Source organism: Klebsiella sp. K5-306, from assembly GCF_051835185.1.
Classification (GTDB): domain Bacteria; phylum Pseudomonadota; class Gammaproteobacteria; order Enterobacterales; family Enterobacteriaceae; genus Klebsiella; species Klebsiella oxytoca.
Window position 1 is genome coordinate 219,627 of sequence record NZ_JAIFJY010000005.1, and the last position, 23,487, is coordinate 243,113.

The 23,487-nt window shown below is 56.0% G+C and carries 19 protein-coding genes; 12 read left to right on the top strand and 7 right to left on the bottom strand.

Annotation, left to right across the window (positions count from 1 at the left end):
• Positions 1-36 precede the first annotated feature (36 nt).
• Positions 37-1,980, bottom strand: coding sequence for a bifunctional 2',3'-cyclic-nucleotide 2'-phosphodiesterase/3'-nucleotidase (locus K2184_RS10435; RefSeq protein WP_163525018.1), 1,944 nt, complete (start codon positions 1,978-1,980; stop codon positions 37-39).
• Positions 1,981-2,172: 192 nt separating this feature from the next.
• Between K2184_RS10435 and cysQ the strand changes: the two genes are divergently transcribed.
• On the top strand, positions 2,173-2,916 hold the full coding sequence (gene cysQ / locus K2184_RS10440) for a 3'(2'),5'-bisphosphate nucleotidase CysQ (RefSeq protein ID WP_004109048.1): 744 nt from the start codon (positions 2,173-2,175) through the stop codon (positions 2,914-2,916).
• Here cysQ and K2184_RS10445 read toward each other — a convergent pair.
• Entirely contained in the window at positions 2,906-3,463 is a 558-nt protein-coding gene (locus K2184_RS10445; protein WP_004109045.1) for a YtfJ family protein, read from the bottom strand. The two genes, cysQ and K2184_RS10445, sit on opposite strands and share 11 nt — an antisense overlap.
• Before the next feature lie 322 nt (positions 3,464-3,785).
• Here K2184_RS10445 and K2184_RS10450 point away from each other — a divergent pair, with 322 nt between their 5' ends.
• The gene (locus K2184_RS10450; RefSeq protein WP_004098023.1) at positions 3,786-3,992 is read left to right on the top strand and encodes a DUF1107 domain-containing protein; all 207 of its coding nucleotides are present in this window, start codon (positions 3,786-3,788) and stop codon (positions 3,990-3,992) included.
• A 220-nt stretch (positions 3,993-4,212) separates the two neighbouring features.
• Here the strand turns inward: K2184_RS10450 and K2184_RS10455 are convergent, their stop codons facing one another.
• Positions 4,213-5,556 (bottom strand): hemolysin family protein, encoded by a 1,344-nt coding sequence (locus K2184_RS10455; protein WP_004109043.1) that lies wholly within the window; start codon positions 5,554-5,556, stop codon positions 4,213-4,215.
• 185 nt (positions 5,557-5,741) lie between these two features.
• The gene (msrA, locus tag K2184_RS10460; protein WP_004109039.1) at positions 5,742-6,380 is read right to left on the bottom strand and encodes a peptide-methionine (S)-S-oxide reductase MsrA; all 639 of its coding nucleotides are present in this window, start codon (positions 6,378-6,380) and stop codon (positions 5,742-5,744) included.
• Between the two features lie 208 nt (positions 6,381-6,588).
• Here msrA and tamA point away from each other — a divergent pair, with 208 nt between their 5' ends.
• Genes tamA through K2184_RS10475 form a run of 3 tightly spaced genes read left to right on the top strand, consistent with a single transcriptional unit; the run spans position 6,589 to position 12,442 of the window.
• Complete coding sequence (gene tamA, locus K2184_RS10465; RefSeq protein WP_163525016.1) at positions 6,589-8,322, top strand: autotransporter assembly complex protein TamA; 1,734 nt, start codon at positions 6,589-6,591, stop codon at positions 8,320-8,322.
• The gene (tamB, locus tag K2184_RS10470) at positions 8,319-12,095 is read left to right on the top strand and encodes an autotransporter assembly complex protein TamB (RefSeq protein WP_368082964.1); all 3,777 of its coding nucleotides are present in this window, start codon (positions 8,319-8,321) and stop codon (positions 12,093-12,095) included. Before tamA ends, tamB begins: the two co-directional genes overlap by 4 nt.
• 2 nt (positions 12,096-12,097) lie before the next feature.
• A complete protein-coding gene (locus K2184_RS10475; RefSeq protein WP_004098039.1) occupies positions 12,098-12,442 on the top strand; it encodes a gamma-glutamylcyclotransferase family protein in 345 nt (114 codons plus the stop codon).
• A 148-nt stretch (positions 12,443-12,590) separates the two neighbouring features.
• Here K2184_RS10475 and ppa read toward each other — a convergent pair whose 3' ends face one another.
• On the bottom strand, positions 12,591-13,118 hold the full coding sequence (ppa, locus tag K2184_RS10480) for an inorganic diphosphatase (protein ID WP_004109025.1): 528 nt from the start codon (positions 13,116-13,118) through the stop codon (positions 12,591-12,593).
• Positions 13,119-13,521: 403 nt separating this feature from the next.
• Between ppa and ytfQ the strand changes: the two genes are divergently transcribed.
• The 5 genes from ytfQ (at position 13,522) to K2184_RS10505 (ending at position 18,816) form a co-directional block, all read left to right on the top strand.
• A complete protein-coding gene (ytfQ, locus tag K2184_RS10485) occupies positions 13,522-14,478 on the top strand; it encodes a galactofuranose ABC transporter, galactofuranose-binding protein YtfQ (protein WP_023320211.1) in 957 nt (318 codons plus the stop codon).
• Between the two features lie 186 nt (positions 14,479-14,664).
• Complete coding sequence (gene ytfR, locus K2184_RS10490; protein ID WP_023320212.1) at positions 14,665-16,167, top strand: galactofuranose ABC transporter, ATP-binding protein YtfR; 1,503 nt, start codon at positions 14,665-14,667, stop codon at positions 16,165-16,167.
• A gap of 10 nt (positions 16,168-16,177) precedes the next feature.
• The gene (gene ytfT / locus K2184_RS10495; protein ID WP_017145075.1) at positions 16,178-17,203 is read left to right on the top strand and encodes a galactofuranose ABC transporter, ATP-binding protein YtfT; all 1,026 of its coding nucleotides are present in this window, start codon (positions 16,178-16,180) and stop codon (positions 17,201-17,203) included.
• Positions 17,190-18,191, top strand: coding sequence for a galactofuranose ABC transporter, permease protein YjfF (yjfF, locus tag K2184_RS10500; protein WP_004109013.1), 1,002 nt, complete (start codon positions 17,190-17,192; stop codon positions 18,189-18,191). Before ytfT ends, yjfF begins: the two co-directional genes overlap by 14 nt.
• A gap of 112 nt (positions 18,192-18,303) precedes the next feature.
• Complete coding sequence (locus K2184_RS10505; RefSeq protein WP_142472071.1) at positions 18,304-18,816, top strand: DUF2569 domain-containing protein; 513 nt, start codon at positions 18,304-18,306, stop codon at positions 18,814-18,816.
• A 36-nt stretch (positions 18,817-18,852) separates the two neighbouring features.
• Here K2184_RS10505 and fbp read toward each other — a convergent pair whose 3' ends face one another.
• Positions 18,853-19,851: a class 1 fructose-bisphosphatase gene (gene fbp / locus K2184_RS10510; RefSeq protein WP_004109008.1), complete on the bottom strand. Its 999-nt coding sequence runs from the start codon at positions 19,849-19,851 to the stop codon at positions 18,853-18,855.
• 175 nt (positions 19,852-20,026) lie between these two features.
• Here fbp and mpl point away from each other — a divergent pair, with 175 nt between their 5' ends.
• Together mpl and K2184_RS10520 are read left to right on the top strand one after the other, a co-directional pair.
• A complete protein-coding gene (gene mpl / locus K2184_RS10515; protein WP_004109005.1) occupies positions 20,027-21,400 on the top strand; it encodes a UDP-N-acetylmuramate:L-alanyl-gamma-D-glutamyl-meso-diaminopimelate ligase in 1,374 nt (457 codons plus the stop codon).
• A 56-nt stretch (positions 21,401-21,456) separates the two neighbouring features.
• Positions 21,457-22,056 (top strand): GNAT family N-acetyltransferase, encoded by a 600-nt coding sequence (locus K2184_RS10520; RefSeq protein ID WP_047720435.1) that lies wholly within the window; start codon positions 21,457-21,459, stop codon positions 22,054-22,056.
• A 192-nt stretch (positions 22,057-22,248) separates the two neighbouring features.
• Here K2184_RS10520 and K2184_RS10525 read toward each other — a convergent pair whose 3' ends face one another.
• Positions 22,249-23,457 (bottom strand): aldose 1-epimerase family protein, encoded by a 1,209-nt coding sequence (locus K2184_RS10525; protein WP_017145073.1) that lies wholly within the window; start codon positions 23,455-23,457, stop codon positions 22,249-22,251.
• Between the last annotated feature and the right edge of the window lie 30 nt (positions 23,458-23,487).

The following is a 23,487-nucleotide window of genomic DNA, read 5'->3' on the forward strand; positions in this document are numbered from 1 at the left end:
GCCCCGGTAAGCGCAGCACAACCGGGGAACCGGCAATTATTTACTCAAATCCAGCTGATAAATAGCAAAGCCGATATCGTCGGTAGCCACCTGGCGCATCGGGTATTGCGCTTTCTCTTTGATAAATGCCGCGGCCTTGTCGCCCGGTGAGGTTTCAAAGCGAATATCCAGCGGTACTGTGCTGTGGATCGGCGCCAGGCGCCAGTTGTTATCCGCCGCCGGATGGATCTCGCCGTTTTTCTTCGACTCCGCGCCAATCCAGGCCGCCAGCACCGAGCGGTTTTCATCCGGCGAGGCGAACGCGATATGATCCTCGCCGGTGCCCTGGAATTTACCGCCGTAGGCGCGGTAGTTATTGGTTGCGACGAGGAAAGTGGCGTTCGGATCGATTGGCTTGCCGTTAAAGGTCAGATGCTTAATTCGCTCGGCCTGCGGATTCACGCTGTTGCATTCGCCGTCGTAGCGCGCCGGCTGGGTGATATCGATCTGGTAGTTCACGCCGTCAATCACGTCGAAGTTGTAGGTGCGGAAGCCGTCCCAGTTAATCAGCGACTGCGGCTTGCTGCTGGCGGGATCAATTTGATTGAACTGTCCGGCGGAGCACTCCAGCCACTCTTTAACCTCTTTACCGCTGACTTTCATCACCACCAGGGTGTTGGGATACAGGTAGAGATCGGCGGCGTTGCGGAAGGTGAGCTGCCCTTTTTCCACTTCAACAAAGCTGGCCGGGTCATTTTTACGTCCGCCGACTTTAAACGGCGCGGCGGCGGAGAGTACCGGCAGCTTCGCCAGATCCGGGTCGCCCTGAATGTAGTGCTCAACGTAGGCCTTCTGGGCCATATTGACCACCTGTACGGTTGGGTCGTCCTGCACCAGCGCCAGGTAGCTGTACATATTATCCGAGGATTTACCAATCGGTTTGCCGACAAACTCGCGGGTGGCGTCATGGTCGGCTTTTAATACCGCCACCATGTTGCTGTCTTCTGCCGCCAGCGATTTCTTCGCCACCGAGTCGTAGATCGGCCGCGCTTCGGCTTTCGCTGCGCTGACCTGCCATTTGCCGCTGTCGTTGTTCAGGACCAGATCGACCACCCCAAGGTGATCGCCCCACATGCCCGGCATCACTGCCGGTACTCCGTTTAGCGTACCTTTCGCGATATCCGCGCCTTTGATACCGGCAAAATCTTTGCTCGGGAAGATGGCGTGAGCGTGGCCGAACATAATGGCATCGACCCCAGGCACCTGGCTTAAATAGTAAACGGAGTTCTCCGCCATGGCCTGATACGGGTCGGCGGAGAGGCCGGAGTGGGCAATGACCACCACCACGTCCGCGCCTTTTTCGCGCATTTCCGGGACAAACTTGCGTGCGGTTGCGGTAATGTCGTTAACGGTCACCTTACCGCTAAGATTGGCTTTATCCCAGGTCATTATCTGCGGTGGTACGAAGCCGATATAGCCAATGCGCAGCGTCTGCGTTTTGCCGTCGCTATCCTTCACCTGGGTATCCTGAATCAGATAAGGCGTAAACATCGGTTTGCCGGTTTTGACGTCGATAATATTGGCGTTCACGTAGGGGAACTTCGCCCCTGCCAGCGCTTTATGCAGGAAGTCGAGCCCGTAGTTAAACTCGTGGTTGCCGAGGTTGCCCACGACATAATCCAGGGTATTCATCGCCTTGTAGACCGGGTGAACATCGCCCTCTTTCAGACCCTTTGCGGCCATATAGTCACCCAGCGGGCTGCCCTGAATAACATCGCCGTTATCGACCAGTACGCTATTGCTGACTTCCTGACGCGCTTTCTCAATCAAGGTTGCGGTACGCACCAGGCCAAATTTTTCCGTGGCGGCATCTTTGTAATAGTCAAAGTCCATCATATTACTGTGCAGATCGGTGGTTTCCATGATCCGCAAATCGACCGTTGCCGCATTTACGCTGGCGGCGATCAGCGTGGCCAGCAGCGTTGCGCTAAACTTAATCATCAGTGGCGTCCTTTTTATATGAGCAGTGGCACAGAAGAAAATGTATTTACATTCTGTTGCTTACAGAAATGTGAATCATGCCAGAAAAGCGGTGAAGGAAACCGCCATCGTTATCACAGATAGCGGAACTCACAATGATGCGATATAAATAAAACAACGAGTTAACGCCACTGTAACCAGACGAGGTGGAGAATGTTAGAACAAGTATGTCAGCTTGCACGGAATGCGGGCGATGCCATCATGGAAGTTTACGATGGAAAACAGCCGATGGACGTTACCAGCAAGAAGGACGATTCTCCGGTCACGGCCGCGGATATTGCGGCGCACAAGGTGATTATCAGCGGCCTGCTGGCCCTGACGCCCGATATTCCGGTTCTGTCGGAAGAGGATCCGCCGGCCTGGGAGGTGCGCCAGCACTGGCAGCGCTACTGGCTGGTGGACCCGCTGGACGGCACCAAAGAGTTTATCAAGCGCAACGGCGAGTTTACCGTCAATATCGCCTTGATTGAAAACGGTAAACCGACCCTGGGCGTGGTCTACGCGCCGGTGATGAAGGTGATGTACAGCGCGGAAAAGGGCAAAGCATGGAAAGAGGAGTGCGGCGTTCGCAAGCAGATTCAGGTCCGCGATGCGCGCCCGCCGCTGGTGGTGATTAGCCGTTCACACGGCAATGACCCGGAGCTGCAGGAGTATCTTGAGCAGCTTGGTGAACACCAGACCACCTCAATTGGTTCGTCGCTGAAGTTCTGCCTGGTCGCTGAAGGGCAGGCCCAGCTTTACCCACGCTTCGGGCCGACAAGTACCTGGGACACCGCGGCCGGTCATGCGGTCGCCAGCGCCGCCGGGGCGCACGTTCACGACTGGCAGGGGCGTACTCTTGATTACACGCCGCGTGAATCGTTCCTCAACCCCGGCTTCCGGGTCTCTATTTATTAAGCAACTTGTGCAGCAGGCCCACTACCTGCTGCACCTCCTGCTGGCTGAGCGCGCCGTCTTTAGCCCACTGCACGCGACCCTCTTTGTCCAGCACCACGATGGCTGAACTCTCTTCTTCGAGCTGCCACGCTTTGCGCACCGCGCCGTTGCTGTCGACGATGAACTGTGACCAGGGGTAGAGCTGCTTATTGTTCTCGATACTGCTGCGGACAAACATTCCCGAGCCTGGGATAGCGTCATCGGTATTGACGATAGTCGTCGTTTGGTAGCGATTGTGCGGCAGCTTCGCGCTTTTAATGGCTTCAATTAAGGTCGCGTTTTTTTCTTTTGCCGACGAGCGACCGGCAATGTGCATCACAACGCGCACTTTTCCCGCCAGCTGCGCGCTATTCCAGCTTTTATAGCTAAATTTATCGTTATCCAGCACCAGTTCTCCCCGATCCGCTACGCCGACCGGCGCAACGCGCTGACCGTCGACAAAGTTATGCGCCGAGGCCAACAGTGGGAACAGGAGACATGAAACGGCCAGTAATCTACGTAGGGTCATGGTGTTTCCTTTTATTATCTTTGCAGGTGATCCGACCACTTGGTCTGCTTTAATCATAAGTGCGATTTATCGGCATTACCCGCAATGATGGTGCCAGTTTGCGTGTTGACGCACAATTCCGTCTAAAATCGGCGACTTATACTACCTTCATCGGATGCCTGAAACGAAAACTCTGAATTATTGTCATCATAAGGTAAATAAACTTATACAAACTGGGTATCACTCAGATTCTGGACTATAGTTTCAGGGCATTAAAATTTGCGATTCCGGTACGTGGGCTAACTGTGGCACCACAGGAGCGTAACCCTGGCAGGAGACAACAATGAAAATTTTCCAACGCTACAACCCGCTACAAGTAGCGAAGTACGTGAAGATCCTGTTCCGTGGACGTTTGTATATCAAGGACGTTGGCGCTTTTGAGTTTGATAAGGGCAAAATCCTTATCCCGAAGGTTAAGGACAAGCTGCATTTGTCAGTGATGTCCGAAGTCAACCGCCAGGTCAGCCGTCTACAAACAGAGATGGCATAACCTGAAAAGTGGTATGACTACACGGTAAAAAGGCGGCTCCCCCAGGGAGCCGTTGATGTTTCTGGACCCGGCATCAGCCCCAGATTGGTCGGCATACGCAGACTTAAGTGTATATCGATGGGCAATGCGTAATCTGACGAGATTGCGATCTTTATTGGCCGGGCAAGGCGTTAGCCGCCGCCCGGCAACAGGGGGGAGGAACAGCGTTCGCGAGAAAGCGTTACGCTGACTCTTTATCACTGTTCGCCGCGTCCGGCAGCTTGGGCACCAGCACCGTCGGCTTATTGTCGATGCGGGTCACCAGCAGCTGATCGATGCGGTAGTTGTCGATATCCACCACCTCGAATTTATAGCCGGAGAACTTCACCGCGTCGGTCCGCTTGGGAATTTTACGCAGCATAAACATCATAAAGCCGCCAATGGTCTCGTAATTTCCGGACTGTGGGAAATCATCGATATCCAGCACCCGCATCACGTCGTCGATCGGCGTGCCGCCGTCAATCAGCCAGGAGTTCTCATCGCGTGCGACGATCTGCTCTTCCAGCCCCTGGCCGACCAGATCGCCCATCAGGGTGGTCATCACGTCGTTAAGGGTGATAATCCCGACGACCAGCGCATACTCGTTCATGATCACGGCGAAGTCTTCACCGGCGGTTTTAAAGCTTTCCAGCGCTTCAGACAGCGTCAGGGTATCCGGGACAATCAGCGTATTGCGAATCTGCACGCCGCCGGTCAGCACCAGGCTTTGGTTCGCCAGCACGCGGTTCAGCAGGTCTTTGGAGTCAACGTAGCCGATGATGTGGTCGATATCTTCGTTACACACCAGGAACTTAGAGTGCGGATGCTCTGCAACCTTATTCTTCAGGCTCTGTTCATCTTCATGGAGATCGAACCAGATGACGTTTTCACGCGAAGTCATGGACGAAGGCACGGTGCGCGACTCCAGCTCAAACACGTTCTCAATCAGCTCATGCTCCTGCTTACGCAGCACCCCGGCCAGCGCGCCGGCTTCCACTACGGCGTAAATATCATCGGAGGTAATGTCGTCTTTACGCACCATCGGAATTTTGAACAGGCGGAAGATGTTGTTGGCCATGCCGTTGAACAACCACACCAGCGGGCGGAAGAGAAACAGGCAGAAGCGCATCGGGTTGATGATGCGTAAAGCGACGGCTTCAGGCGCAATCATACCGATGCGTTTCGGGGTCAGGTCAGCAAACAGAATGAACAGGCTGGTGACCAGGGTAAAGGAGATAATAAAGCTCAGCTGCTCGGAGAGCTCGGGGGACATATAGCGACTAAAGAGGCCGTGAAACGCCGGCGAAAATGCAGCATCGCCGACGATACCGCCGAGAATCGCTACCGCGTTGAGGCCGATTTGCACCACGGTAAAGAACATACCGGGGTTTTCCTGCATCTTCAGCACGCGTTGAGCGTTGACGTTGCCGTCATCGGCCAGCAGCTTGAGTTTGATTTTACGTGATGCGGCCAGCGAGATTTCCGATATCGAAAAGAACGCACTGACGGCTATCAGACAAAGTATTACTAAAATACTGTTTAACATATCTTATCTGACCGTTGAGATCAGATCCTCGGAAGGGAAGTGGATAACGCTAAGTGGAATTCACAAAAAGCCGGTCCGAAGGCTCTGGACCGGCGATAACACGGCGTAGTATAGCGTAAGGTACTGTAAAGCCGCCAGAGCGTAAATTATTCAATCCGGCAGCCTGCTATTACGGGTCAACGGCATCAGGGCTGCGGCGGTAAACAAACCCCAATCCCGCCGATACCGCAGTATCCGTAGGGGTTTTTATGCAGATACTGCTGATGATCGTCTTCCGCATAATAGAACGGCTTTGCCGTGGCGATCTCGGTGGTGATAGCTCGCGGGTCGTTGGCTTCCTTCATTGCCGCCTGGAAACGCGCGAGGCTGGCTTTCGCGGCTTCGCTCTGTTCCGGCGTCAGCGGATAAATAGCGGAACGATACTGCGTGCCGCGGTCGTTACCCTGCTGCATGCCCTGCGCCGGGTCGTGATTTTCCCAGAAGACCTGAAGCAGCTGCTCATAGCTGATAACCTGCGGATCGTAGACCACGCGCACGGCTTCAGCATGGCCCGTCTCGCCGCTGCAAACTTCACGATAGGTGGGGTTTGGCGTGTAGCCGCCGGTGTAACCTGCGGCGGTGCTATAAACGCCGGGCAGTTGCCAGAACAGGCGTTCGACGCCCCAGAAACAGCCCATGGCGAACAGAGCGACTTCCATTCCGGCGGGGACGTTGGTCATCGAATGGCCATTGACGGCGTGGAGCGTAGCCACCGGCATCGGCGTATTGCGTCCCGGCAGCGCGTCCGCTTGGGCGACAAGATGCGTTTTATCAAATAGACTCACGGTGGGCCTCTCTAACTGAAAATGTGGTTAAGGTTGTAACCAAGCGTGACTTTTAACACAATAACCACGCTTAATACGTCTAGATTTAAACATAAGAATTATTTGGGTTAACGTCTATTTTTCAACCCTTAGTTGTTAGGGTTTTGTTAAGCCGTGGAGCGGCACTTTCGTTTCCTTCGGGGGGAAACAAGGATATTCAGGAGAAAACGTGCTACAAATCCGCCAGTTATGTATCACCAGCCTTTTGCTGGTCAGCGGGGTCGCCAGCGCAGCGAACGTGCGTTTGCAGGTTGAGGGGTTATCCGGGGAACTGGAAAAAAACGTCCGCGCCCAACTCTCTACGATCCAGAGCGATGAAGTTACGCCGGACCGGCGCTTTCGCGCGCGCGTGGATGATGCTATCCGCGAAGGTCTGAAAGCGCTCGGCTACTATGAGCCCACCATCGATTTTGATTTACGTCCGCCGCCGGCGAAGGGGCGCCAGGTACTGATCGCCAAAGTCACGCCCGGCGAACCGGTGCGCATTGGCGGCACTGAAGTCATTTTACGCGGCGGAGCCCGAACCGATCGCGACTATCTGGATTTGTTAAACACGCGACCGGCCATCGGTACCATCCTCAATCACGGTGATTATGATAGCTTTAAAAGCTCTCTGACCCGGGTCGCGCTGCGTAAGGGCTACTTCGATAGCGAGTTTAATAAAAGCCAGCTTGGGGTTTCTCTTGACCGTCATCAGGCCTTCTGGGATATCGACTACAACAGCGGCGAGCGCTACCGCTTTGGCCCGGTGACCTTTGAGGGCTCGCAAATTCGCGACGAATATCTGCAAAATCTGGTGCCGTTTAAGCAGGGCGACTATTACACCTCGCAGGATCTCGCCGAACTCAACCGCCGCCTGGCGGCGACCGGCTGGTTCAGTTCCGTCGTCGTGGCGCCGCAGTTTGAGAAGTCCCGCCAGACGAAAGTGTTGCCTTTGCAGGGCGTGGTTTCTCCGCGCAAAGAGAATACTGTTGAGACCGGGGTCGGCTACTCAACCGACGTCGGGCCGCGCGTCAAAGGGACCTGGAGAAAGCCGTGGATGAACTCCTACGGCCACAGCCTGACCTCCAGCCTCAGCCTGTCCGCTCCTGTACAGCAGCTTGATTTAAGCTACAAGGTACCGCTGCTAAAAAGCCCGCTTGAACAGTACTACCTGATGCAGGGCGGCTTTAAGCGTACCGATCTCAATGATACCCAGGCGGATTCTACCACCCTGGCCGTGTCGCGCTATTGGGAGATGTCGAGCGGCTGGCAGCGCGCGCTGAACCTGCGCTGGAGTCTCGACCACTTTACCCAGGCCAACGTCACCAATACCACGATGCTGATCTATCCCGGCGTGTCGGTGAACCGGACCCGTTCTCGCGGCGGCCTGATGCCGACCTGGGGCGATTCACAGCGCTATTCGGTGGACTACTCCAACACCATGTGGGGCTCGGATATAAACTTTATCGTGATGCAGGCGCAGGACGTCTGGATCCGCACCCTTTATGACCGCCACCGCTTCGTGGTACGCGGCAACCTTGGCTGGATTGAGGCCGATAACTTCAGCAAAGTCCCGCCGGATCTGCGTTTCTTCGCCGGTGGCGACCGCAGCATTCGCGGTTATAAATACAAATCTATCTCGCCAAAAGATGATGACGGCAAGCTGATGGGGGCTTCGAAGCTGGCCACCGGCTCGCTGGAGTATCAGTACAACGTGAGCGGCAAATGGTGGGGCGCGGTGTTCGTCGATAGCGGCGAAGCGGTGAGCGATATCCGCGAAAGCAACTTTAAAACCGGCGCTGGCCTCGGCGTACGCTGGCAGTCCCCGGTCGGTCCAATCAAGCTGGATATCGCCAGACCGATCGGTGACAACGAAGAACACGGTTTACAGTTTTATATCGGCCTGGGGCCTGAATTATGAGTTTATGGAAGAAGATAAGCCTCGGCGTACTGATTTTTCTGGTGCTGCTGCTGGGGACGGTAGGATTCCTGGTGGGGACGACGACTGGCCTGCATCTGGTTATCAAAGCCGCCGATCGCTGGGTCCCTGGGCTGGAAATTGGCAAAGCCACCGGCGGCTGGCGCGATCTGACGCTGGAGAACGTGCGCTTTGAGCAGCCGGGCGTGGCGGTCACCGCCGGGCAGTTCCACCTTGGCGTTAAGCTACGCTGCCTGTGGGACAGTAGCCTGTGCGTCAACGATATTTCTCTGCGCGATATCTATGTGGCGATCGATACCAGCAAAATGCCGCCAGCGGCGCCGGTTGAAGAAGAAGATAGCGGACCGCTGAATCTCTCCACGCCTTACCCCATCACCCTGAGCCGGGTGGCGCTGCATAACGTCAACGTGAAAATTGACGATACGGCCGTTTCGCTGCGCGATTTTTCCACGGGGCTTAACTGGCAAGAGAAAAACCTGACCCTGACGCCGACCTCGCTGCAGGGGCTGCTTATCGCGCTGCCGAAGGTGGCGAAAGTGGCCCAGGAGCAGGTCGTTGAGCCGAAAATTGACAATCCGCAGCCGGAAGAAAAGCCGCTCGGCGAGACGATGAAAGACCTGTTCTCGAAGCCGGTGCTGCCGGAAATGACCGATGTCCATCTGCCGTTGAATCTCAATATTCAGGAGTTTCGCGGCGAGCAGCTGCGTCTGACCGGCGATACCGATATGACCATCTACTCGCTGCTGCTCAAAGTCAGCAGCATTGATGGGCAGATGAAGCTGGACGCGCTGGACGTGGATTCTGACCAGGGCAAAGTGACGGCTTCCGGTAATGCACAACTGCAGGATAACTGGCCGGTCGATATCACCCTCAACGGTACGCTGAATGTAGACCCGCTCAAGGGCGAGAAAGTGCAGCTCAAAGTGGGCGGCGAAGTGCGTAAAAAGCTCACGCTCGGCGTGGATCTGAACGGCCCTGTCGCCATGACGCTGCGCGCCGAAACGCAGCTGGCGGAGGCCGGCCTGCCGCTGGATATGGAGGTGAAAAGCAAGCAGCTTTACTGGCCATTTACCGGCGAGAAAGCGTATCAGGCTGACGACCTACTGCTGAAATTTAACGGCAAGATGACCGACTACACGCTGGCCTTCAGCACCGCGGTGAAAGGGCAGTCGCTGCCGCCAGCGAAAATTAGCCTGAACGCGAAGGGCAACGAGCAGCAGGTGAATCTCGACAAGCTCACCGTCGCCGCCCTCGAAGGAAAAACCGAGTTGAAAGCGCTGCTCGACTGGCAGCAGGCGATCAGCTGGCGCGGCGAACTGACGCTTAACAGTATCAACACCGCTAAAGAGGTACCGGACTGGCCGTCGAAGCTCAACGGACTGATTAAGACCCAGGGCAGCCTGTACGGCGGCAGCTGGCAGATGTCGGTACCGGAGCTGAAAATCACCGGTAACGTGAAGCAAAACAAAGTCGACGTGAGCGGTTCGCTGCAGGGCAACAGCTATATGCAGTGGAAAATCCCCGGCCTGCATCTGGCTCTGGGCCCCAACAGCGCCGACGTGAAAGGCGAGCTGGGAGTTAAAGATCTTAACCTCGACGCCACCATTGACGCGCCGCATCTCGATAACGCCCTGCCGGGCCTGGGCGGGACGGCGAAGGGATTAGTAAAAGTTCGCGGCACCGTCGATGCACCGCAGCTGCTGGCGGATATCACCGCCCGGGCGCTGCGCTGGCAGGAGCTATCGGTGGCTCAGGTGAACGTGAAGGGCGATGTGAAATCCACCGACCAGATTGGCGGTCATCTTGACGTACGCGTGGACCGCATTAGCCAGCCGGGCGTGAATATCAGCCTGGTGCAGCTCAACGCGAAGGGCAACGAGAAACAGCACGACCTGCAGCTGCGGGTGCAGGGCGATCCGGTTTCCGGACAGCTGTCGCTGGCAGGCAGTTTTGACCGCAAAGAGGAGCGCTGGAAAGGCACGCTGAGCAATACCCGCTTCCAGACGCCGGTAGGGCCGGTGGCGCTGACGCGCAACATCGCGCTGGATTACCGTAACCTCGAGCAGAAAATCAGCATTGGACCGCACTGCTGGACTAACCCGAATGCCGAACTGTGCGTACCGCAGACCATTGACGCCGGCGCGAGCGGGCGCGCGGTAGTGAATCTCAACCGTTTCGACCTGGCGATGCTGAAGCCGTTTATGCCGGAAGAGACGCAGGCCAGCGGCGTGTTTAGCGGCAATGCCGACGTGAGCTGGGACACCACCAAAGAGGGGCTACCGCAGGGCAAGGTCACCCTGAGCGGACGTAACGTGAAGGTGACCCAGACGGTCAACGACGCGCCGCTGCCGGTGGCGTTCGATACCCTGAATCTTACGGCCGATCTGCACAACAATCGCGCCCAGCTGGGCTGGCTGATTCGCCTGACCAACAATGGTCAACTGGATGGGCAGGTGCAGGTCACCGATCCGCAGGGCCGACGTAATCTGGGCGGGAACGTGAATATCAGCAACTTCTCGCTGGCGATGATCAACCCTATCTTCTCGCGCGGTGAAAAGGCGGAAGGGCGGCTCAATGCGCGTCTGACGCTGGGCGGCAACGTACAGAGCCCGCAGCTGTACGGGCAGATGCAGCTGAATGGCGTGGATATTGACGGCAACTTTATGCCGTTCGATATGCAGCCGAGCCAGCTGGCGATGAATTTCACCGGTACCCGCTCGACCCTACAAGGGACGGTGAATACCAGCCAGGGCCATATTGCGCTCAGCGGTAACGCCGACTGGACGCAGATTGACAACTGGCGCGCGCAGATTGCCGCGAAGGGCAGCCGTGTGCGGATAACCGTGCCGCCGATGGTGCGCCTGGATGTTTCGCCAGATGTCGTCTTTACCGCCACGCCAAGCCTGTTTAACCTGGATGGTAGCGTTGACGTGCCCTGGGCAAGAATCGTCGTCAATGAAGTGCCGGAAAGCGCCGTTGGGGTCTCTTCTGACGAAGTCATGCTGGATAAAAATCTGCAGCCGATTAAGCAGCAGAGCGCCGGTATTCCGATTAACAGCAACCTGACGATTCATGTAGGCAACAACGTTCGTCTCGACGCCTTTGGTCTGAAAGCGCGTCTGACCGGCGATTTGAAAGTGGCTCAGGATAAACAGGGGCTGGGCCTCAACGGGCAGATTAATATCCCGGAAGGCCGCTTCCATGCCTACGGCCAGGATCTGATCGTGCGTAAAGGCGAACTGCTGTTCTCCGGACCGCCGGATCAGCCGCTGCTGAACATCGAAGCCATTCGTAGTCCGGATGCCACGGAAGACGACGTGATCGCCGGCGTTCGCGTGACCGGTTCGGCCGATCAGCCGAAAGCGGAAATTTTCTCCGATCCGGCCATGTCGCAGCAGGAAGCGCTCTCTTACCTGCTGCGCGGGCAGGGTTTGGGCAGCGGACAGAGCGATAGTGCGGCAATGACCTCCATGCTTATTGGTATGGGGGTTGCACAAAGTGGTCAGGTTGTGGGTAAAATCGGCGAGACGTTTGGCGTAAGTAATCTGGCGCTGGATACCGAAGGGGTGGGCGACTCCTCCCAGGTGGTGGTCAGCGGCTACGTGCTGCCGGGTCTGCAGGTAAAATATGGGGTAGGGATCTTTGACTCCCTGGCGACGTTGACGTTACGTTATCGCCTGATGCCTAAGCTATATATGGAAGCCGTGTCTGGCGTAGACCAGGCTCTCGATTTGCTCTATCAGTTTGAGTTTTAGCAATGCGAATATTTGTTTACGGCAGTTTACGACGCAAACAAGGCAACAGCCACTGGATGACCAACGCTCAGTGGCTGGGCGATCATAGTGTCAATGATTATCAACTGTACAGCCTGGGCCACTATCCAGGCGCGGTGCCCGGCGATGGCACGGTACATGGTGAGGTCTATCGTATTGACGCATCGACGCTGGCTGAATTGGATGCGCTGCGTACTAAAGGCGGCGAGTATGCTCGTCACCTGATCCAGACGCCCTACGGTAGCGCCTGGATGTATGTCTATCAGCGCCCCGTTGAGGGCTTCACGCTGATAGAAAGCGGCAACTGGTTGGACAAAGACCAGTATTAATAACGATAACGCCACCTTCGGGTGGCGTTGTTTTTTATGGGGGGATGTTGTCGGCCCGCTAAGGCATCAGCCGCCGCTCAGCAATAGAGCAACGCCCAAAAAAAACACCGCCGGAGGCGGTGTTTTTGCGAACCTGAGTGCGGCAGAATTACTTCTTAGCGCGCTCGAAGGAAGCCACGATTTCGGCTTTCGCCGCTTCAGCGTTGTCCCAGCCGTCAACTTTAACCCATTTGCCTGCTTCGAGGTCTTTATAGTGCTCGAAGAAGTGGGTGATCTGCGCTTTCAGCAGTTCCGGCAGGTCGTTCACATCTTTGATGTGATCGTATTCTTTGCTCAGCTTGGTGTGCGGTACCGCAACCAGTTTCGCATCTTCACCGGATTCGTCGGTCATTTTCAGTACGCCAACCGGACGGCAGCGGATAACGGAACCCGGCTGCAGCGGGTACGGCGTCGGGACCAGAACGTCAACCGGGTCGCCGTCCAGGGACAGGGTGTGGTTGATGTAGCCGTAGTTGCACGGATAGAACATCGCCGTGGACATGAAACGGTCAACGAACAGTGCACCGCTCTCTTTGTCGACTTCGTATTTGATAGGATCTGCGTTCGCCGGGATCTCGATCACGACGTAGATGTCTTCCGGCAGATCTTTGCCCGCAGGTACGTTGAGTAAGCTCATGTCTGTTTCCTTTAAAATGTATGGCAAACAAGTGCCCGGTATTATAGCCAACTCACATCGAATGTCTTCGCTTCTTTTTCCCCAGAACGGGTGGGTGGAGTCCGAATTTTTCGGCGTAATACAGCCTGAAAATCCATAAACATAGCCGCATACTGAATAAAATTATGTAACCGTTTTCATTGCATATGCTTGATATCTCAAAGCGCGCAAAATTTCGTCATAAACGGCGAAGCTCGCGCGGGTCGCGAAGCCTCACCGGCTCTCCGCTGAAGAGTAACGCACCGATTAACATCTAATTAACTTTTTTGAAGTGTGATGTAACGCATTCAGTTACATCTCCGATTGTCTATAGTTTGTCCGCTGGTGAGGCTTTATCCAACAATAACCCTACGAGGATCCTCTTATGTGGAAGCGCTTACTTCTTGTCACCGCAGTTTCCGCAGCTATGTCGTCTATGGCCATGGCTGCCCCTCTGACCGTGGGTTTTTCACAGGTCGGCTCTGAATCTGGCTGGCGTGCGGCAGAAACCAACGTCGCGAAGGAGGAAGCCGCGAAGCGCGGTATCACTCTGAAGATTGCCGATGCGCAGCAAAAACAGGAAAACCAGATTAAAGCCGTCCGCTCTTTCATCGCTCAGGGCGTCGATGCCATCTTCATCGCTCCGGTGGTGGCGACCGGCTGGGAACCGGTACTGAAAGAAGCGAAAGAGGCCAAAATCCCGGTATTCCTGCTCGACCGCTCCATTGATGTTAAAGATAAAGACCTCTACATGACCACCGTGACCGCCAACAACGTGCTGGAAGGCCAGCTGATCGGCGAGTGGCTGGTGAAAACCGTCGATGGCAAACCGTGTAACGTTGTTGAGCTGCAGGGGACCGTAGGCGCCAGCGTGGCGATTGACCGTAAGAAAGGCTTCGCCGAAGCCATTTCTAAAGCCCCTAATATCAAAATTATCCGTTCCCAGTCCGGCGACTTTACCCGCAGTAAGGGCAAAGAAGTGATGGAAAGCTTTATCAAAGCGGAGAACAACGGCAAGAACATCTGCATGGTTTACGCCCATAACGACGACATGGTGATTGGCGCTATTCAGGCGATTAAAGAAGCCGGGCTGAAGCCGGGCAAAGATATCCTCACCGGCTCTATCGACGGCGTGCCGGATATTTATAAAGCGATGATGGCCGGTGAAGCTAACGCCAGCGTCGAGCTGACGCCGAATATGGCCGGCCCGGCGTTCGATGCGCTGGAGAAATACAAAAAAGACGGCACCCTGCCTGAAAAAGTCACCATCACTAAATCGACGCTCTACCTGCCGGATACGGCGAAAGAAGAGTTAGAGAAGAAGAAAAATATGGGCTACTGAGTCGTAGCTAAGAACAGGCCACGTTCCCGGTGGCGCTACGCTGACCGGGCTACAGTTTCACCGCCGTCTGCGGAGCGGGTAGCCCGGACAGGCGCGCAGCGCCGCCTCCGGGATTTCCCCGGTCGCTATAACACGGCTGATTTCCCTCTCCTCCCCTCGGGGAGAGGGCAAAGGTGAGGGGGGAGCATGAACGGCGAATCGCATCAGGAAATCCTTCGTACGGAAGGGCTCAGCAAGTTTTTCCCCGGCGTGAAAGCGCTGGATAACGTTAATTTCAGCCTGCGCCGGGGCGAAATCATGGCTCTGCTAGGCGAAAACGGCGCGGGTAAATCTACTCTGATTAAAGCGCTGACCGGCGTCTATCACGCCGACCGCGGGACAATCTGGCTGGAAGGCCAGGCGATTTCGCCGAAAAACACCGCCCATGCTCAACAGCTGGGGATTGGTACCGTCTATCAGGAAGTGAACCTGCTGCCTAACATGTCGGTGGCGGACAATCTGTTTATCGGCCGTGAGCCCCGGCGTTTTGGCCTGCTGCGGCGTAAAGAGATGGAAAAGCGCGCCACCGCGCTGATGGCATCCTACGGTTTTTCCCTTGATGTACGCGAGCCGCTGAACCGCTTTTCAGTGGCGATGCAGCAGATTGTCGCCATCTGCCGGGCGATCGACCTGTCAGCAAAAGTATTAATTCTTGATGAACCGACCGCCAGCCTGGATACCCAGGAGGTGGAGATGCTCTTCACCTTGATGCGCCAGCTGCGCGATAGCGGGGTCAGCCTGATTTTCGTCACCCATTTCCTCGACCAGGTTTACGCCGTCAGCGATCGTATCACCGTGCTGCGCAACGGCGGTTTTGTCGGCTGCCGGGAAACCCGCGAGCTGCCGCAAATTGAGCTGGTGAAGATGATGCTGGGCCGCGAGCTGGAGCATAACGCCTTGCAGCGCGCGGGCCGCACCCTGCTCAGCGATAAGCCGGTGGCCGCCTTCGAAGATTTTGGCAAAAAAGGCACCATTGCACCGTTTAGTCTGCAGGTCCGTCCCGGTGAAATCGTCGGCCTGGCGGGTCTGTTAGGCTCGGGGCGCACGGAAACGGCGGAGGTAATCTTCGGCATTAAACCCGCCGACAGCGGCAAAGCGTGGATCAAAGGCAAGCCGCAAACCCTGCGCTCGCCACATCAGGCATCCAGCCTCGGGATCGGCTTCTGCCCGGAGGACCGCAAAACCGACGGCATTATCGCCGCCGCCTCGGTGCGGGAAAATATTGTTCTCGCGCTACAGGCGCAGCGCGGCTGGCTGCGGCCGATTGGGCGGCGCGAACAAAATGAGATTGCCGAACGTTTTATTCGTCAGCTGGGTATTCGTACCCCCAGCGCCGAACAGCCGATCGAATTTCTCTCCGGCGGTAATCAGCAAAAGGTACTGCTCTCCCGCTGGCTGCTGACGAAACCGCAGTTCCTGATCCTCGATGAACCCACCCGCGGTATTGACGTGGGTGCCCACGCCGAGATCATCCGCCTGATCGAAACCCTGTGCGCCGATGGTCTGGCGCTGCTGGTTATTTCTTCAGAGCTGGAAGAGCTGGTGGGTTACGCCGATCGGGTGATTATCATGCGCGATCGCCAGCAGGTGGCGGAGCTGGCTCTGAGCGAGCTCTCCGTGCCGGCGATCATGAACGCTATTGCGGCATAAGGAGTAACCGATGATGCCTCAATCTGTTCCGAAAACCGGCCAGCCGAAACGGCGCGTTAACTGGCCCAAAGGGATGCCGCAGATCGTTGCGCTGCTGCTGGTGCTGGTGGTTGACAGCCTGGTCGCCCCGCATTTCTACCAGATCGTGCTCCAGGAGGGGCGACTGTTCGGCAGCCCGATTGATATTTTGAACCGCGCCGCGCCGGTGGCGCTGCTGGCGATCGGCATGACGCTGGTTATCGCCACCGGCGGGATTGACCTCTCGGTCGGGGCGGTGATGGCGATTGCCGGCGCAACGGCAGCGTCGATGACCGTGGCGGGACACAGCCTGCCGGTTGTGCTGCTGGCTTCGCTGGGAGCCGGCGCGCTGGCGGGCCTGTGGAACGGTATCCTTGTGGCGGTGCTGAAGATCCAGCCGTTTGTCGCCACGCTGATCCTGATGGTCGCCGGACGCGGCGTGGCGCAGCTGATCACCTCCGGGCAGATCGTCACCTTTGACTCCCCGCCGCTGGCCTGGTTGGGCAGCGGATCGCTGCTGCTGTTCCCGACGCCGGTGATAATCGCCATCGTTACGCTGGTGCTGTTCTGGCTGTTTACCCGCAAAACCGCGCTGGGGATGTTTATCGAAGCGGTGGGGATTAACATTCGTGCGGCGAAAAACGCTGGGGTAAATACCCGCATCGTCGTGATGCTGGCCTACGTGCTGAGCGGAGTATGCGCGGCCATCGCCGGCATTATCGTCGCGGCGGATATTCGCGGCGCGGATGCCAATAACGCCGGGCTATGGCTGGAGCTGGATGCCATTCTGGCGGTCGTTATCGGCGGCGGCTCGCTGATGGGCGGGCGCTTTAATCTGCTGCTCTCGGTTGTCGGGGCGCTGATTATCCAGGGCATGAATACCGGGATCCTGCTGTCCGGTTTCCCGCCGGAGCTTAATCAGGTAGTCAAAGCGGTGGTGGTGCTGTGCGTACTGATCGTCCAGTCGCCGCGCTTTATCAGCATACTGAAGGGGATGCGCGGCCATGATAAAACGTAATTTACCGTTAATGATTACCCTCGCGGTCTTCGTACTGGGATACCTTTACTGCCTGACGCAGTTTCCCGGCTTTGCCTCGACGCGGGTGATCTGCAATATCCTGACCGACAATGCTTTTCTCGGGATCATCGCCGTCGGCATGACGTTCGTGATCCTCTCCGGCGGGATCGATCTGTCGGTGGGGTCGGTGATCGCCTTCACCGGGGTATTCCTCGCCAAAGCGATCGGTTTCTGGGGGATCTCGCCGCTGGTGGCATTTCCGCTAGTGCTGGTGATGGGCTGCGCTTTTGGCGCCTTTATGGGGCTGCTCATCGATGCGTTGAAGATCCCGGCGTTTATCATCACGCTTGCCGGGATGTTTTTTCTGCGCGGCGTCAGCTATCTGGTTTCGGAGGAGTCGATTCCCATCAATCATCCGGTGTATGACGCGCTTTCCGGACTGGCATGGACCATCCCCGGCGGCGGTCGTCTGAGCGCCATGGGGCTGTTGATGCTGCTGGTGGTGATCGGTGGCATTTTTATGGCCCACCGCACCCGCTTTGGCAATCAGGTTTACGCCATTGGCGGCAACGCGACGTCGGCCAACCTGATGGGGATCTCCACGCGGAGTACGACGATTCGCATCTATATGCTCTCTACCGGTCTGGCGACGCTGGCGGGGATCGTCTTCTCTATTTATACCCAGGCGGGTTATGCGCTGGCAGGGGTTGGCGTCGAGCTGGACGCCATTGCTTCGGTGGTGATCGGCGGCACGCTGTTAAGCGGTGGCGTGGGCACGGTTCTCGGCACCCTGTTTGGCGTCGCCATTCAGGGGCTGATTCAAACCTATATCAACTTCGACGGTACGCTTAGTTCATGGTGGACCAAGATCGCCATCGGTATTCTGCTGTTCATCTTTATCGCGCTGCAGCGCGGCCTGACGGTGCTGTGGGAGAATCGGCAGAGTTCGCCGGTGACAAGGGTAAATGTGCGTGCGACTGCTGAGTAGTATTCTGGTTTTTCGCTCAACTTATGTACGTACTCGCCACGTTCATCCATGATAGGTGCCTGATGCAACAGGCCCCCTGAAAAGGGATATTTTGAGCAAAGGAACGCTATTAATGGATATGGTTGAAGGTGAAGGATTATCAGGCAAGTGCGCCAGCTGTGGGCAAAAGGTATTGCCTCCGGCGCGTTATTGTAAAATCTGTAAGGATAAAAAATATACCGGTATCGGCGGCTGGCTTTATCTGCCGGCTTTAACCCTGACGCTCAGCTCGCTTTTACAGATCGTCGGGATATGTAATACGGTGACGGTTTTTCTGGATGTTGAAGAGGAGTTTAGAGCGTTTGCGCTGTTTGAAGCGGCTGGGGCACTATTTCTTTGGTTATTGGTAGTTTATACGACGATGTTGTTTTTCAGGAAGAAACGTCAGTTGCCAAATTATTATACTGTCTGGGTTCTGTTCACCACGATTCTCTACGCCATCGACTGCTGGATTGCTGCGCATTTTTATGGTTTAGGGCTGGAGGTTGAAGATATAAAAATTTTGGCCTCATGCGCGCTGCAGATAATCATCTGGATACCTTATTTCCGCCTGTCGAAACGCGTCAAACTCACCTTCGTGAACTAAAGCAAATAGACGCCGGAATTATCCGGCGTCTGAATATTACGCGTCCGGGAACTCTTTAATAAAGTTCTCGACGTCTTCGACCATATGGTTATTGCCGACGAAGAAAGAGCGGCGCTGGTGCAGGCTTTCCGGGATAATATCCAGAATGCGCTCTTTACCGTCGCTGGCCTTGCCGCCCGCCTGTTCAGCGAGGAACGCCATCGGGTTGCACTCGTACAGCAGACGCAGTTTACCATCCGGGTGGCTGGCGGTGCTCGGGTAGAGGTAAATGCCGCCTTTGAGCAGGTTGCGGTGGAAATCCGCTACCAGCGAGCCGATATAGCGCGAGGTATACGGGCGCTGGGTCTCTTTATCTTCTTCCTGGCAGTACTTGATGTACTTTTTCACGCCCATCGGGAACTTGATGTAGTTACCTTCGTTAATCGAGTAGGTATTCCCCTTTTCCGGGAAGCGCATGCGTTCCTGGCACAGGCAGAACACGCCAAGGGACGGGTCGTAGGTAAAGGCGTGGACGCCGCAGCCGGTGGTATAAACCAGCATCGTCGAGGAACCGTAAACCACATAGCCGGCGGCGACCTGGCGGTTACCCGGCTGCAGGAAGTCTTCTTCGGTGACGGGAGTACCCACCGGCGTGACGCGGCGATAGATAGAGAAAATCGTCCCGACGGAGACGTTAACGTCGATGTTAGAGGAGCCATCCAGAGGGTCCATCAGCACCACGTATTTGGCGTGTTCACAGCCTTCAAAGACGACGATTTCATCTTCTTCTTCAGAGGCGATCCCGGCAACAATATCGCGTGCTCGCAGTGCGGCTTTCAGCTTTTCATTGGCAAACAGGTCGAGTTTTTGCTGCACCTCGCCCTGAACGTTTTCAGCACCGCTGGCACCCAGGATATCGACCAGACCGGCCTTGTTGATATCGCGGTGGATGATCTTGGCGCCTAACTTTATCGCCGACAACAAAGCAGTCAGCTCGCCCGTTGCGTGAGAGAACTCGTGCTGCTTTTCGACAATAAATTCACCTAACGTTTTCATAACCCGTTCCCTGCATGTTTATGTGAAGTAAAACGAACAAAACAATCTTAACAAAGAATAAAAAAAGTTCGCACAGGTGAATCGCGCCAGCAAAATACGGATTCCCCTGAAATGCATTTCTTTCAGCCCCAACATCCCGGTAAACTGTGCTTCAGATAAGAGAAGGAAATGACGAATGCGCATTCATATTTTAGGAATCTGTGGCACGTTTATGGGGGGGCTGGCGATGCTGGCGCGTTCCCTCGGTCATGAGGTAACGGGGTCGGATGCAAACGTCTATCCGCCAATGAGTACCCTGCTGGAAACCCAGGGAATTGAGTTAATTCAAGGATATGATGCCAGCCAGCTGGATCCTCAGCCGGATCTGGTGATCATCGGTAACGCGATGACGCGCGGCAACCCGTGCGTGGAAGCGGTGCTGGAAAATAACATCCCGTATATGTCCGGGCCGCAGTGGCTGCACGACTTTGTCCTGCGCGATCGCTGGGTGCTGGCGGTTGCCGGGACGCATGGTAAAACCACCACTGCCGGAATGGCGACCTGGATCCTTGAAGCCTGCGGCTACAAGCCGGGCTTTGTCATCGGCGGCGTACCGGGCAACTTTGAGGTGTCCGCGCGCCTTGGCGACAGCCCGTTCTTCGTGATTGAAGCCGATGAATACGACTGCGCTTTCTTCGATAAGCGCTCTAAGTTCGTTCACTACTGCCCGCGTACGTTGATTCTCAATAACCTTGAGTTCGACCATGCGGACATTTTTGACGACCTGAAGGCCATCCAGAAACAGTTCCATCATCTGGTGCGCATTGTGCCGGGCAAGGGCAAAATCATTCTGCCTGAGAACGACATCAACCTGAAACAGACGATGGCAATGGGCTGCTGGAGCGAGCAGGAACTGGTCGGCGAACAGGGCCACTGGCAAGCGAAAAAGCTGACCACCGATGCTTCCTCATGGGAAGTGTGGCTGGACGGCGAGAAAGTGGGCGAGGTGAAGTGGGCGCTGGTCGGCGAACATAATATGCATAACGGCCTGATGGCCATTGCCGCCGCCCGTCATGTCGGCGTGCTGCCTGCCGATGCGGCCAATGCGCTGGGTAGCTTTATCAACGCCCGCCGCCGTCTGGAACTACGCGGCGAAGCCAACGGCGTCACCGTATACGACGATTTTGCCCACCACCCGACGGCGATTCTGGCGACTCTGCAGGCGCTACGCGGCAAAGTTGGCGGTACCGCGCGAATTCTTGCCGTGCTTGAACCCCGTTCCAACACCATGAAAATGGGCATTTGCAAAGATGACCTGGCGCCGTCTCTCGGTCGTGCCGACGAGGTCTTTCTGCTGCAGCCGCAGCATATTCCGTGGCAGGTAGCTGAAGTAGCTGACGCCTGCGTACAGCCCGCGCACTGGAGCGCCGATGTCGATACGCTGGTGGATATGATTGTGAAGACCGCGCATCCTGGCGACCACATTCTGGTCATGAGCAACGGTGGTTTTGGCGGCATTCATCAGAAGCTGCTCGATAAGCTGGCGAAAAAAGCCGAGGCGGCCGAATAGGCCATTCTCCGCGTTGATCCGCCCTCCGCGTGAGGGCGGATAGTTACGGATGGTTCATGTTGATTTCACAAAGAGTGACCTCTACCGATTCCGCTTATTTTCCCGCGCTGGATGCCCTGTACGGCAGAGCCTTCCCGTGGCACGAACAGCGTGAAGCAGAGGCTAAACAGCAGGCGCTTGATAATCCCCATTATGTACTGGAAGCCTGGTTCGATGATGGTCTGTTTATCGGCCTGAGCGGCTGCTGGCGGTTTGCTGACTATAGTTACATTGAACATCTGGCCATCGACGATACGTTACGATCGCGTGGCTACGGCAAGCGGCTGTTAGCTGAAATACTTCAGCGTGCGCCGCTGACCATTCTCGAAATCGATCCGCTGACCAGCGAGATTGCCCATAAGCGTCTGCGCTTTTATGAAACCATGGGGTTTTGCGCGAATCCCTGGGCGCATCGCCATCCGACCTATCATCAGGGTATTGCCGATCATGAATTGATCGTGTTGAGCTACCCGCAGCCGATTGATGAGGCGCGGTATCAGCGCTTTGCGCGGGATTTGCGTTTGGTGGTCATGGCTCAGGCTGGTGCGATCGAGGTATTGTCGCCCGGACAAGGTGCGCCAGGCGCCGCCTCCGGGAAAATCCCCGGTTGCGGCTGATGCCTGAGCTGGGCTAAAGGTCCGCGTGTTTTGAGTTTTTGTCGTCCGGACAAGGCGCGTCAAGCGCCGCCTCCGGGAAGCCGTGCGTAATACGGCCTCCGCTTTTCTTCCGGTTCGCGCTGCGCTTAGCCGGACGACAAGTTCACCGCCGTCTGCGTGTTTTGTCGCCCGGAACATGCTTAACGCGTTAAATTACTCTTTCGCGATAGGCGTTTCGTTTTCCGCCACTTTGCTATCGCCCTGAATAGCCGCGATTTTCTTCTCCACCTCGGCAACCTGCTCGCTGCTGTGCAGCAGCGTATAGGTCAGATCAAACTGGGCGCTTTCCCCGGGCTGAAGCTGCTTAACGCGTTTTTGCTCCCGCTCGATAGTGACCGGATAGGCGTAGCTGGTGCCTGGCTCAATACCGGTGACGTAACCCTGTTTCTCGGTATCGGTATTTTTCCACAGGGTCAGCACCGGTAGCTGGCGGGTATCAAACTGAATAGATGCTCCTTTATCGCCGGCTTTGTTGACCACTGCGGCCAGCGTTTGATGATTTTCATCCGCCAGAGGCTGCATATTAAACACCATTTCATCGAAATCTTTCGTTGGTCCGGCGTAGGTTTGCCAGCTTTTTAAGCCCGCTTTGGCGTAGTCGTTGAATGGACTGATGCTGGCGATCGGGGCCAGGAAGCGGGCGCCTTCTTCGAGGATCGGCTTGCCAAAGTTGCTGTGATAGATAATTTGATAGTCATGCGGATAGTCGGCATGGTTGGTCAGGACATCGTGCAGGCTAAAGCTATTGCTGCCTGGCACGTAGCGCAGTTCGGTCATGGTCTGCAAATCTGCTTTTTTGAAGGTGCTCTCCTTCACCAGTCCACGAACGCGAATTTCATATGGCGCGGTATCCGCCACTTCAACTTCTACCTGGGAAGCCGGCGTGTTGCCGACTTTGCCGTGCAGGGTGTAAATCTGCCCATCGGCGGTCACCGGGTGGCCTGTCCATTCGTAGCCGCAGCGTACCATCATTTCATTGAAACCCTCCAGCCATCCCAGTCCGTTACGGCTTTCGAGGTTAATAAAGGCGGGATTAACCACTTCTTTGACCGGCGAATCCCAGCCCATTCGCGATCCAAAGCCTTCGATTTTTAGCAGGTTCATGCCGCGGGTCGGGCTAAGCGCGATGGTCAGGCCGTCTTTACTATGGATCACAAGGATTTTACTGCCTTCTTGTTTACCGCCGTGAAGGACTTTTTGCTCAATGCTGAAGTTATGCTCTTTTATCTTCAGCTGATCGCTGGTTATTTGCCAGTTTCCTTTATCTATGCCGCTTTCAGCGCTTGTCAGCACCCACGTTTTTGCCATTGCCGGCGTAGAAATAAGCGCGGCAATGGCCGTCAAAGCTAATGTCTTTTTCATTTTTCATCCCTTTTGCTGAATCGATTGTGT

Excerpts from the sequence above, each read along its gene's own strand:
- K2184_RS10435 (WP_163525018.1), bottom strand. The coding sequence starts at position 1,980 with ATGATTAAGTTTAGCGCAACGCTGCTGGCCACGCTGATCGCCGCCAGC.
- cysQ (WP_004109048.1), top strand. The coding sequence starts at position 2,173 with ATGTTAGAACAAGTATGTCAGCTTGCACGGAATGCGGGCGATGCCATC.
- K2184_RS10445 (WP_004109045.1), bottom strand. The coding sequence starts at position 3,463 with ATGACCCTACGTAGATTACTGGCCGTTTCATGTCTCCTGTTCCCACTG.
- K2184_RS10450 (WP_004098023.1), top strand. The coding sequence starts at position 3,786 with ATGAAAATTTTCCAACGCTACAACCCGCTACAAGTAGCGAAGTACGTG.
- K2184_RS10455 (WP_004109043.1), bottom strand. The coding sequence starts at position 5,556 with ATGTTAAACAGTATTTTAGTAATACTTTGTCTGATAGCCGTCAGTGCG.
- tamB (WP_368082964.1), top strand. The coding sequence starts at position 8,319 with ATGAGTTTATGGAAGAAGATAAGCCTCGGCGTACTGATTTTTCTGGTG.
- K2184_RS10475 (WP_004098039.1), top strand. The coding sequence starts at position 12,098 with ATGCGAATATTTGTTTACGGCAGTTTACGACGCAAACAAGGCAACAGC.
- ppa (WP_004109025.1), bottom strand. The coding sequence starts at position 13,118 with ATGAGCTTACTCAACGTACCTGCGGGCAAAGATCTGCCGGAAGACATC.
- ytfQ (WP_023320211.1), top strand. The coding sequence starts at position 13,522 with ATGTGGAAGCGCTTACTTCTTGTCACCGCAGTTTCCGCAGCTATGTCG.
- ytfR (WP_023320212.1), top strand. The coding sequence starts at position 14,665 with ATGAACGGCGAATCGCATCAGGAAATCCTTCGTACGGAAGGGCTCAGC.
- ytfT (WP_017145075.1), top strand. The coding sequence starts at position 16,178 with ATGATGCCTCAATCTGTTCCGAAAACCGGCCAGCCGAAACGGCGCGTT.
- yjfF (WP_004109013.1), top strand. The coding sequence starts at position 17,190 with ATGATAAAACGTAATTTACCGTTAATGATTACCCTCGCGGTCTTCGTA.
- K2184_RS10505 (WP_142472071.1), top strand. The coding sequence starts at position 18,304 with ATGGATATGGTTGAAGGTGAAGGATTATCAGGCAAGTGCGCCAGCTGT.
- fbp (WP_004109008.1), bottom strand. The coding sequence starts at position 19,851 with ATGAAAACGTTAGGTGAATTTATTGTCGAAAAGCAGCACGAGTTCTCT.
- mpl (WP_004109005.1), top strand. The coding sequence starts at position 20,027 with ATGCGCATTCATATTTTAGGAATCTGTGGCACGTTTATGGGGGGGCTG.
- K2184_RS10520 (WP_047720435.1), top strand. The coding sequence starts at position 21,457 with ATGTTGATTTCACAAAGAGTGACCTCTACCGATTCCGCTTATTTTCCC.
- K2184_RS10525 (WP_017145073.1), bottom strand. The coding sequence starts at position 23,457 with ATGAAAAAGACATTAGCTTTGACGGCCATTGCCGCGCTTATTTCTACG.